This is a genomic window from Enterococcus sp. 4E1_DIV0656, from assembly GCF_002140695.1.
Lineage (GTDB): Bacteria > Bacillota > Bacilli > Lactobacillales > Enterococcaceae > Enterococcus_D > Enterococcus_D entomosocium.
Genome location: NZ_NGLF01000002.1, coordinates 239,415 through 250,247 on the forward strand (window position 1 = coordinate 239,415; position 10,833 = coordinate 250,247).

The following is a 10,833-nucleotide window of genomic DNA, read 5'->3' on the forward strand; positions in this document are numbered from 1 at the left end:
AAAGGAGAAACTTACAATCGATTATTTGATGACTACTTCAATCGATATTGCCAATACCCTCTGCAAGCTTTTTCTACATTTATATTGGAATCACGATGGACTCTAGGCAAGATATTGCTTACAAAATTACTATATGTCAAGTTATAGTTATATCGCTCTAATATAAACTGAAATATTTGTCTTGTTTGAACAGGTTGTCCAGCTTCTTTCAAAAAAGATGCTATTTTCAGAGCTATATCTTGATAACTCACAGTGCTTAAATTTTTTTCTTTTTTAGATAATACGTACTTTTGATGCTCTATATCCATTGACCAATCATTCTTTTTCCGACAGTTATTTTTAAAATGACTACTAGATGGTTTGTCTTTAAATGCTTCTAATTTTTGTTTTAAATCATAATACTTATTGGTACTCTCTCTCCTTTCCTCAATTAGTATCTTCATTTGTTCATAAATAGCTTCTTTCTCATAAAATATACCCATTGTGCTTCTCCCTTCATAAGGTAGAAACAAAATATGATTGATAAATGACACAAATTTTTTTATTTAAGTATTATTAGTTAAAAATCTCAAACCTACAAATTACATTTATTTATGCAGGAATATTTTTGAGATCAACACGCATAAGAAAACAGACAAGAATATCGTCCCAAGAAAGCACATGATTATTCCGGTACTCATAAAACGGCACCATATTCTTATCTGTTTCAATACTGTTATAAATCGGGTATTGATAGATCAGTTCTCCATCTAAGTCATCTACATGAGACAACCGCAAGACAATCGTTTCAGATTTTCGTAATCTCTCTAACTCTGAAGGACTAAGTAAATCGATACGTTCTGACGTTTCTCGCTCAGATACTTTTAAACTGAATGGGTCCTGACGACTTCGGTCTTTAGAATAATTGGTTCGCTTACCCAATCGCTCTGAAACATATTTATTCGTATCCAAAGAGCCCGAACGAATATAGACTAAATTCCCAGTATTTCCAACAATCGTTATCTTGATGGATTCTGAATAAAGGGATGTCAATTGTTCTAAATCTTGTAAAACGAGATGAAAGAAGAACCCTTGTCCCAATCCAGAAGTCCATTTATTCGTTAAATTTTGAATGGCTACCCCTAGGTTTCCAGCTTCTTGAATAATGAAATGAACGTCACGATACGTTCTGGAAGGTGTTTCTAAGGTACAGCGTTTTTCATTCACCTGATAAGCTTGTTCTAAATAAAGCATTCCTAAAGCATTGTTACTCTTTTCCGTCTGACTCATCACAATAAAACAAGCGACAGGACGTTCACCAAAACCCAATTCTTCAAAGTCAAAGCCATCATCTGTAGCAGACATTTTAGCAATGGCTTCATTAAGAAACATTTCCATATCTCCATCAAAATGAGTAATCACATTTCCCATTATTAACTCTGCTGGAGCACTTGCCAGAATCGCATAATAATATTTTTTCGCTGGATGATTTCGTGGTAATTCCAAAAGAAAACATCCAAAGTCGATTTACCGTCATACTTCTTAAGTAATTTGGCTCGTTCTAATGGATTCTCTGTAAGCGAATGAATGTACTCAGGATTATTTTCATTAATTCGAATACTCTGCATTTCATTGACAATATTGTAAATAACATAGGGATTGAACTTAATAGGCTCATTGTTCCGAACATATTGATTGGCAATTGCCAATCCTGTAGACATAAACAAATTCCGGCAATCTTTTACCCAAAATTCTCCATTACTGCCACCTTGCCCTTCTGTTCCTTGAAAAAAAGTATAAGCGCTTCGTTTGAGCTCATTTTCTGCTTCCGTGAGAAATCGGGTACTCTCAGGCTTGTTCTCAACCTTCAATGACACATATTTCATGTAATAGTTAAACACAACAGCCAAAGGATTATACGGATCAGAGTAGTATTGGCGAACAGTATTACAGATACGAATGAGATAGCCACGTTTTCTTAATGTGTCATACCACATTTGAGGCTCATCACCCTTGGTTGCCGTCATCACAAAAGAAGGGCGGTCCTCTATCCGTTCTGCACGAGAAAGAATATCAATAAATGGATTGATAAAATAGACATCTTTCCCACCACGAGTTAAGTCTAAAACAATGGAATTGGATGGCTCTTGGCCCACTAAATAGAAGAATTTTTTGTCTTAGCCTCTGGTATATGAAGCTCTTCATACAAGGAAATCACTGGTTTCCCCTGAAAGGTGAACCGCTGCTTTCGCTTTCGTGCTTGGTTCATTAATTCTTCCAATGAACCAGTTGTTAGCTCTTTTGTAGAAAGTTTTATTTTTTCGTTTTGGAATTGCTCCTCTTCAAAAATAGCCTGTTCCTTATGTTGATACGATTCTATTGTTTCTTGTTCTCTTATTGCTTCTACGCCATAAGGAACCCGACTAATTGGAAATCCCGGCTTTCCTGAATAATAATCTTGTCCATCACAGAAGGGATTTACAGGCACCGCATAATATTGCGCTAGTAAATTTGTGACTGATTCCCACTCTAATGTTCCTTGGACCAAATGATCTTCTAATGGCGTAAAACTAGCTCGTACTTTATAGGTCATATACAAAGCAAATACCCCATAGACAGAAAAAAGTATCAGATACGTTCCTAGTACTTTTGTAAGAAGTCAAAAATTGAAAAGTGAATGAATCCCGACAGTTATCTTTTCAGCATTTAATAGTAGTCCATACTCTTTTAAAAAAGAAAACAGCGATACAAAGTAATTACACATACAAAAGAACAAAAGAAAGCAACATGAGTGAAGAAGGAGCAATAATTTTGGATTCACTAATAGCCGAAAGGGTGACTGATATGCCTGTTGGTAGTTCTTTCTCTTTTTCGGGTCGGCATTCCTTTTTTGAAAAGCCATTATGAAGATTCCCCTTTGTCTATTCGAATCAATTGCTCAAGCACCAATTCTCCCTGCTTTGTAGCCAAAGTAATCTCACTAACTGTAGCATTTGGATCGCTGTACACTTTCTTGAGTTTTTTCAGAATTACCGGTACAGGGCGGAAACTAAATACCGTGTACCATGCAGGTTGTTTCTGAGATAATTTTTTGATCACAAAATACAAAGCAAGTTTTGACATCCCTTACTCAGCTCCTTTATTTTGTTCCCTCACAATAGTCAAATATTGTTCAAGCTGTTCTGTTTCTCCTTTCGATCGAATGATTTCTTCCAAAATCATCATTTCAATTTGTTCTCTTTTTTCCGGAAAAGATTCAACCGCTGAAAGATATTGCTTTTGTTCAAGAAATTGTAAATAAGCAGTTTGGTTAAAAGGAATGCCACCTTCTTTTTCTAACAGCGAATAGCCACTAAAGCCAACACCAATAACAATCATCACAGTGACAAAACAAAACATTAGCTTCGATTGAAAATCAGTGTTAGTGGACTTTCGATATTTCTGACTTCTAAAATTCCCTTCACTCTTTGACGTTGGCTTCACGATTTCTTTTCAACCTGTAGCGCTTGTTTGATTTTAGTTTCAATTTGCTTGGGTTGTTTTCGTTTTAGTTTTTTCTGTTTTTGATAGCTTTTCAACTCTGAAAAAATATCGTCTGAAATCGTCTGATCATTTTCAGTTTTTTTTGAAGTTCCCTCGATAAAATGACGTACCCTCTTCATACAACTCAAATTTTACATATTCCCCATCCTCCATGTTTTGACTGATTTCATGAAACTCTGAATAAGAAAGTTGATCGGATAATTCGTAAGCATCAAAGAAGGCAAGTTTTGATTCAATTATTTCCACTTTTATCATTCGCTTTGCCTCCCTTACTGTTAATTGGTCCCTACATTTCCCCAAATCAAGTCTCATAAAAAACTTGCATTTAGGATCACCGCTGAGCCTAAAATAGCACTAAAAATCAATTTCTTTCCCCAACGACCTAACTCAACGCCAAAAAATTGAGTAATCCCAAATAGACAAATACAGATGAACAAAGCAGAATTTCCAATGATTTTTACTAACTGTTCCGTCCCTGTTTCAGCAAGTTTTGCGGAAGATTGGATATCCGCAAAAGCTTCAATACCGCCTGAAAAAGAAGCAAGTAAGACAAGCCCGATACAAGCGATGACACTCAAAAAACGAAATGATTGTTTATTTTTGATTGGTTGGTAATAAAGGCAGATTTACATTGTCATATCTGTTAGCTTCTCTTTAATTTTTTTCATTTTATGCATTACCTCCAGAAAATTTAGTTGGGTTTCCTTCCACTCGATTAGCCTCTTTTTCCAATACATGGTTCATCATTTCTTCACTTTCAGAAATGATAGTTTTATGTACCTCATAAAGATGTTCTTCATAGTCTTTGCTTAAAATACGCATAATGAGAAGGGCTTTTGGTTTCGCTGCATCTCGTTCTTTTTTGAACTCTTTTTCATGAACAGACCTCCTTACTTCTGTTGTTGGTAAATCTTCACACCCATATAAATACATGATCCTGCAATAAGCACGATTACACCAATACCAATGGTTAAGACTGAATTCATTTGTTGTCCCCCTTTCATTCAATAAAAGGAGCTCCCAATGTTGGAGGCTCCTTCTTCTTAGTAGTAGCTACTATTTATTTTTCTTGCTTTTTCTCAAGTAAATAAACGCTGCTGCACCAGCAAGTAGGATCATACATCTTAATACAGTCATTGTAGTATTCATGCTTTCCCCTGTCTGCGGCAATGTTTCCTTTGTTTTGATTGGTTCTTTCTCCTTTACTGGTTCTTTTGGAATCAGCTCATTGGTCATTTCACATTTGACAATTTCACCATGCTCTTTTATTTCAAAAGCCACAGGGTTTTCATCTAATTGATAGCCAGCTGGTGCATCAAATTCTTGAAAATAATACTTGCCAGTTGGTAATTGTTCAAATGTAAATGTCCCTTGTCCATCTGTGCGCCCTTCTACCACTACTTTTTTATCTTTATCCAAAATACGGATGCCTGTATCTGGCAACGTTTGACCTGTTGAAACATCTTTTTTAGTTAACTCAGCATCACCTTTCACCAAGTGATTTTTTACTTCCAAAAGAATGGTCTCCTCTTCCTGAGTTTCTTCTAGCGTTTGAATCGTAGAACCTAATAGCTCATCTTCAATCGAGAAAATCTCAACACCTTCTTTTGTAGAAGCAACTGTATTCACATCCGAAGAAAGTACATACTTATACTTATCAGAAGACGTTTTTTGTTCTTTTAAGAAAAATGTTCCTACGGGAATATTTTCAAAAATGGCTAGAGACTGTTCACTAACCGTTACAGTCTGAAGAACTGGTTTTTCTTCATCCTCCAACGTAAAGACAGCCCCTTCAGCATTTCCAGTAAACGTAAATTCATACCCATTCAGCTCTTTCAAAGTAGCTTCCTCATTTACTTTTTTCAGAACAAAACGATTTAGATGGAGTTTATTTAAAATCGGGGAAGATTCTTCATTTTCATTTGGCTCACCATAAATTTGAATAGTTTTTTCCTGTTCATGATCGCTTGCTTTAAATTCAAATTCATAATAGGTTTTATCTAAATCATGTGTTTCTCCTGCATCCAGCTCTTTTACATAATACTGACCTTCTGGCAATTGTAGCTGTTCAAAGCTGAATGAACCCTCTTGAATGGTAACAAAACCTAAAAGTGCATCACTCGCTAATTTTGTACCATTAGCTAATGAAAATTCCTGATTCGTAAATAACCAGAATATTTTTTCATTTGCAGGAATTGCCTCTATCACTGGTTCATTTTCTACCTATTCCTGAATAATTTCTTCATTTTTAAAGATTTCAAGATTCACCTTTTGAAACTCATTTTTTGCTTCAACTGATTGGGAGACAAGTTCAACTTCTTGCCCACCATACGTGAACGCAATAGGAATGGGTGTCTTATTCAAAATGAAACCATTTGGCGCAGTCTTTTCCACTGCTTCATATTCACCAAGATACAGTCGTGGCATATCAATCACTCCACCTTTATCATTTGTCTTAACTGTTGCGATAACAGAGCTAGCTTTGACATGAACATAGTCACCGACTTTTATGTCTTCTACTACACGAATATCAAAAGTCACATTCGCTAGGGGACCATAATCGAAAACCATTTGATACAACGGACCATATTCTGATTCCTGTTCCTTAATAGAAACAGCTTTCTGACCAGTCTTTTTCAGCTTCAACAAGCCTTGTTGGGCTTTGTTTTTAATGGTTACTTCAAGCGTTTTATTTGGTTCTACTGTCACTTCTTTAACTTCACCACGATTAACATAGCCATTACTTGCCTGTACTTCTGAAATTTTTACTTTCGTACCGGCTTTTAAATCGTTTAGATTAGCTAATCCATTCTTATCTGTTGTTAGTTCTTTCGTTTGTCCATTATATTCTACCTTCATTTTAGTGTTAGGCACTGCTTCTCCAGTATCTTCAGCAACTTTTTTGATCTGAACATTTCCATTCAAATTAACTTTAACGTTTACATTCATCTCTCCAGCATTGCTCAAACGAAATTTAACCACTTTTTGTTCACCTGGTTTATAGTAAACGAAAATCTGTCCAATTTTTTCAGCCGAAGCAATTCCATATTTGAGTTTTCCTGTTTCTTTTGAATCTGCCGTAGCGGTTAGTTTCAATTGATTACCACTTTTTTCTACTTTGAGATTGGCTGAGTTTTCTAGTAAGTGTTTATAGTTATCCAATACATTGGCGGAATCGGTCAATGTGACAGATTCTCCTACATCCAACTCAATTGTCTGATCTTGGAAACTTGGCTTCGTGCTATGACGATCGACTTTACTTAAAATCTCCGCTTTCTGATGCTCATAATTAGGAATTTGGGTAGAAATCAGCGTATCACCATATTCTTGCCAAATAATGTGTTGGGTAACTCCATAATTTTCAGCAGTTGGATTCAGTTGATACCCATAATAAGCAATTAGAGACAAGCGCTCTTTTTCCGCAGAGGTCATCTCAGAAGGAGTAAATCCTGATCCACCATTGATTATCACACTGTGCTCAATACAAAAAACGGGTTCCTCATCTGCTTTAATCATATAAATTCCTTCGTCCGTCCAATGTAGCCCATTCTCTGCCTTGATATACCATGTAGAAACATAGTCAGCTACCTTCGTATAATTAACTGTAGCAGCTTCACTTGTCATTGGAGCAACAAAAAAAGCAGCCAACATTGTCAAAAAACTGAGCAACGCGACTGCTTGGTTATTTTTCTTATCCATCTCTTCTCTCCATTCTTCAAATTTTTCACTCCCTTTTCTTTGTTGGTGCTCGAATCAACGTTTCATCTTCCACCACCATTCTTATAGAACACTCATAGCAACATCACATTGATTATCGGTTGCTTGAGTCGCAAGCAGCATAGGATTTTCACCTCTCCCCTTTTTATGGCGAGCTTCACAGAAGTATCATTATCCTTCTCGTCCTTCATTGCGTTAAGCTGACTAGACCTAACTTCTCTTAATAAAGAATTCGCTCAGCAAAATGCGTCATGGCGCTTATTTAAAGATCGCTCCAAAAAAGAAATGTGTGACCGATAACTTGTATTCAATTTTCAAAGAACAACTGTTTCTGACTATTAAGAACAGCTGATACTTTGAAAAGGACACAGAACCATAAAAAAACATACTAAAATTATTGAATAATATAGCACTCAACAATCTTAGTATGTTTTATATAATAGGTTGTTTCTCCAATTGTAATCACTTACTTTAGGTCTAAAAAAGCTGAACCAAATCTAGCAAAAAATTCTTTTTCATTAATTTTTTTCAAATAAAGTTTGTCAAGATTGAATTTCTTTAAATGCTCAAAAGTAATTATATCTTCAGTTGATAAATGAGTTAGCCTTAGAAAATATGATCTCATATCAAAATTTTTCCAAACTAACCTATTTTGCACGCCTGATTTAACTTCTGCCAATATTTGAATTCCATTTAGAAATATGTAAAATTCATCATTCAATGGAAAAAAAGTATCAAATCTCTTTCCAGGACTATCCTCTATACAATTTTCATGTCCTCTAAAATTGGCATTTATTCCTCGCAAATGAGTTTTCTTATCATAGGAATACATGATATCTATACAGAAATCATCAAGTAAGCTAGGATCAAAACTACTAGTTAATCGATTTGTTTTCATAGCAACAGAATCACTAGGAGAATAATCTACTATCTCAGACACATGGCTCGCTCCTTCAGCCATATATATGAGTAAATTCACATTGCTATCTAAACAATTAATTGAATTTTCTAATTGTTCTTCAAAAATAAAATCAGGTATCTGATTACATTGAGTTAATATCTCTTTATTTAAAAGAAAACCGTTTTCAGAAAAATTTGAAGATCCTATAAAAGTTGATACGTTATTATCAGCATCAAAAAATTGATAACATTTCATATGATTGACAGGAAATGTATACTGATAATAAATTGTCAAAATACCTTCAAAGCTTTTAGCTAACCTTTTAAATTCTTCATGGTATCTTACATTTAAGCCGTTTGGTGTCATACCTAAATATAAGATAATTTCTTCAATATTTGTTAAATCTGAAAGAACCATCTCAAGAAAAAAGGGAGATGCATAACCTGATAATATATGAATCTTTTTAGCCTTACGACCAAATTTTAACATGATATCTTCGTATAAATTTTTATAGAAAGGCCCATCCACTACGTTACTCCTCCAACTTCCTTAAGTAGCATATGTACATACTGCTTAGATCCATTTTTTGTAAAATTAGGAATTGTTGTTTCATTCCATGCAGTGTGCAATTTCATAATTTTTCTAAATAATTCTGATCTGCCAGTATTTATTTCAATTTTACCAAATTGATACATTAATTCTCTAGTAAACTCAAGATTATAACCTTGACTTGTTCGTTCAATAAGTTGAACGATTGTATCAGTTGAATTATTTTGTAAAGCCTCATACGTTTGCTCAAGATTGCCCTGATAAGATAAATGTACATACCAAAAAAGAGATTTTAAATATAGGCGGGTATCTTTGGGAATTCCTAAAAACCTTTCTTCTTTTTTCCCAAATCTCTCCTCAATAATTTTTGGAAATAGTATTATTCCCATATATCTCCACATTGCATCATTCGCAGCCGCACGCATCGAAATATTATAATCGTTAATTAAAGCTTCGTAAAATAGCAACCCAAAATTCAAATCAAAATTATAAGATTGTTTGCTTTTTCCCTCTTCTTCCAAAATAAAATCTACTTCAGCAACAATCCCTTCTATCTTTTTGACAAATGATCCATAATCTGAAGGATATCCAGAAAAAGTACCTTCAAAATATTTTTTCAAATAGTTTTTCCCTTGTTCCTTAGTTAAGTGTATATTCTCAAAATCCATCCAATTACCTTCCCACTTGCCAGACTAATCAATCAACTTCTTCTCTAATTGTTTTTGAAGTTGATTTCTGAGTTCTAAAAAGTTACAATTTTCTGCATAAGCTTCCTCGATTTCAAATGTTTCAACCCAATACTTCACCATACTTACAATACTATCCTTTGAAAAAGTTGCTTCGTCCTCAATAGATATCTCTTTATCTTTCAAAACTTCATACATAATTATAGAAATAGAATCAATAAGTATATTCCCCATCAATGCTCTTGAAACTTTTTTTGCTCCACCAATAACTTGTTCAAAAAGTTCATGCTCTTTATTTAATAGAATTTGTACCGTTTCAGAATTGAATGGTTCCCAAGCGCTGTCTACAAAATATGTTTGTAATTGCCAAAGAGGTCCATTTTTATCTGAAATTTCATATATCGGAAAAATTGATTCAATTGAATCAACATCAAACTCTATAGAAGGAAGTTCATCTTTTGATATAATCATTCCTTCATTATCAGCCTGAGTGGGGGAATCTCTATCAACCTTATCTATATACATTAATAGCTGAAAATTTACTATTCCCCGTAATGTATTCTTTCTAAATCTTTTTTCAAAACATATTTGAATCTCTTTATCATCCATAGAAAATTCTTTAAGTGAGATAAACTCTTGAAATTTAGAACTTCTTGAAAAAATTTGTACCCCCACTCCAACTTTCCCTAATTTTCCAGCTACTTTACTATCACCAAAAAAAACTTCTGTTCTCATAATACTGCAGTTAAATCTTACAATTAGATCAAAGTCTTTTGGATTCCAACCACTTCTTTTTTCATCGGCATGAAACCTATCTCCATTTTTTTTAACTATTATTTCTTTTAAAAGAGGTCCATCGTAATAATAGAAGTTAGGTTCAGATATTTCAAATTCAGCACTTTCAAGATCTCTCTGCATAATTTTATTATATAAATATATTTGAGCCATCTGATTCCTCTCCAGTTCAACTAGTAATAGCTCTAAATGATAAGTCAAAGGTAAACTTTTCATCCATAGCTTTGATATACAGATCTCCATTTAACAGTATCTCTTTATCAGAAAGGTTTTTAAATCTTATTGAATATTGGTTTTCTTTAATTTCACAAAAATCTTTTATTGTGCTTTCATCCTCTGATTTCTCATCATAAATTACGTTTTCAATACATAACGGATATTTGATAGTTCCACCAAACTCATTAGTCCATTTTTCAAAATCTAATTTTCCAGATTGAGTGACTACTTCAAGAGATAATATTCCTTCCTCGTCAACTTTTTGAATAAGTTCAAATCTTACTTGAATTAATCCTTTTACTAATAATTTAGTTTCTTTAATACAAAATTTCCCCTGTCTCTTATACACATCTGTATACTGATAATAAATTGTCAAAATACCTTCAAAGCTTTTAGCTAACCTTTTAAATTCTTCATGGTATCTTACATTTAAGCCGTTTGGTGTCA

The 10,833-nt window shown here is 34.0% G+C and carries 15 protein-coding genes; 1 reads left to right on the top strand and 14 read right to left on the bottom strand.

Translation table 11 applies throughout. The annotated features are described in order from the left end of the window. Window positions 1-32: 32 nt before the first annotated feature. The 7 genes from A5882_RS14475 to A5882_RS20160 form a co-directional block, all read right to left on the bottom strand. A complete protein-coding gene (locus A5882_RS14475; RefSeq protein WP_086373013.1) occupies window positions 33-482 on the bottom strand; it encodes a hypothetical protein in 450 nt (149 codons plus the stop codon). A 109-nt stretch (window positions 483-591) separates the two neighbouring features. Further along, window positions 592-1,485 (bottom strand): type IV secretory system conjugative DNA transfer family protein, encoded by an 894-nt coding sequence (locus A5882_RS20140; protein WP_254908512.1) that lies wholly within the window; start codon window positions 1,483-1,485, stop codon window positions 592-594. Continuing rightward, entirely contained in the window at window positions 1,413-2,135 is a 723-nt protein-coding gene (locus A5882_RS20145) for a hypothetical protein (protein ID WP_254908513.1), read from the bottom strand. Before A5882_RS20145 ends, A5882_RS20140 begins: the two co-directional genes overlap by 73 nt. Next, window positions 2,135-2,572, bottom strand: a complete 438-nt coding sequence (locus A5882_RS20150; RefSeq protein WP_254908514.1) for a hypothetical protein — start codon at window positions 2,570-2,572, stop codon at window positions 2,135-2,137. The genes A5882_RS20145 and A5882_RS20150 overlap by 1 nt, the downstream gene beginning before the upstream one ends. Before the next feature lie 308 nt (window positions 2,573-2,880). Beyond that, a complete protein-coding gene (locus tag A5882_RS14485; RefSeq protein WP_086373014.1) occupies window positions 2,881-3,102 on the bottom strand; it encodes a hypothetical protein in 222 nt (73 codons plus the stop codon). Window positions 3,103-3,105: 3 nt separating this feature from the next. Further along, window positions 3,106-3,462 carry a hypothetical protein gene (locus A5882_RS20155; protein ID WP_254908515.1) on the bottom strand — a complete coding sequence of 119 codons (357 nt, stop codon included), beginning with the start codon at window positions 3,460-3,462 and terminating at the stop codon, window positions 3,106-3,108. Window positions 3,463-3,594: 132 nt separating this feature from the next. Further along, window positions 3,595-3,777, bottom strand: a complete 183-nt coding sequence (locus A5882_RS20160) for a hypothetical protein (RefSeq protein ID WP_254908516.1) — start codon at window positions 3,775-3,777, stop codon at window positions 3,595-3,597. Window positions 3,778-3,951: 174 nt separating this feature from the next. On the opposite strand from A5882_RS20160, the gene A5882_RS19870 reads away from it, so the two are divergent. Continuing rightward, complete coding sequence (locus tag A5882_RS19870; RefSeq protein WP_176462036.1) at window positions 3,952-4,137, top strand: hypothetical protein; 186 nt, start codon at window positions 3,952-3,954, stop codon at window positions 4,135-4,137. Window positions 4,138-4,191: 54 nt separating this feature from the next. Here A5882_RS19870 and A5882_RS14500 read toward each other — a convergent pair whose 3' ends face one another. From A5882_RS14500 to A5882_RS14525, 7 genes are all read right to left on the bottom strand, one after another. Continuing rightward, window positions 4,192-4,530, bottom strand: coding sequence for a hypothetical protein (locus A5882_RS14500; protein WP_086373015.1), 339 nt, complete (start codon window positions 4,528-4,530; stop codon window positions 4,192-4,194). 48 nt (window positions 4,531-4,578) lie between these two features. Beyond that, window positions 4,579-5,730, bottom strand: a complete 1,152-nt coding sequence (locus A5882_RS20165) for an LPXTG cell wall anchor domain-containing protein (protein ID WP_254908517.1) — start codon at window positions 5,728-5,730, stop codon at window positions 4,579-4,581. A 15-nt stretch (window positions 5,731-5,745) separates the two neighbouring features. After that, window positions 5,746-7,221, bottom strand: a complete 1,476-nt coding sequence (locus A5882_RS20170) for a thioester domain-containing protein (protein ID WP_254908518.1) — start codon at window positions 7,219-7,221, stop codon at window positions 5,746-5,748. Between the two features lie 484 nt (window positions 7,222-7,705). Next, window positions 7,706-8,668, bottom strand: a complete 963-nt coding sequence (locus tag A5882_RS14510) for a restriction endonuclease PLD domain-containing protein (protein ID WP_086373016.1) — start codon at window positions 8,666-8,668, stop codon at window positions 7,706-7,708. Then, window positions 8,668-9,357 (bottom strand): hypothetical protein, encoded by a 690-nt coding sequence (locus tag A5882_RS14515; RefSeq protein ID WP_086373017.1) that lies wholly within the window; start codon window positions 9,355-9,357, stop codon window positions 8,668-8,670. Before A5882_RS14515 ends, A5882_RS14510 begins: the two co-directional genes overlap by 1 nt. A gap of 24 nt (window positions 9,358-9,381) precedes the next feature. Continuing rightward, entirely contained in the window at window positions 9,382-10,323 is a 942-nt protein-coding gene (locus A5882_RS14520) for a hypothetical protein (RefSeq protein WP_086373018.1), read from the bottom strand. A 16-nt stretch (window positions 10,324-10,339) separates the two neighbouring features. Beyond that, window positions 10,340-10,833 (bottom strand): hypothetical protein (locus A5882_RS14525; RefSeq protein WP_176462037.1); only part of this gene is annotated, 494 nt, incomplete at its 5' end.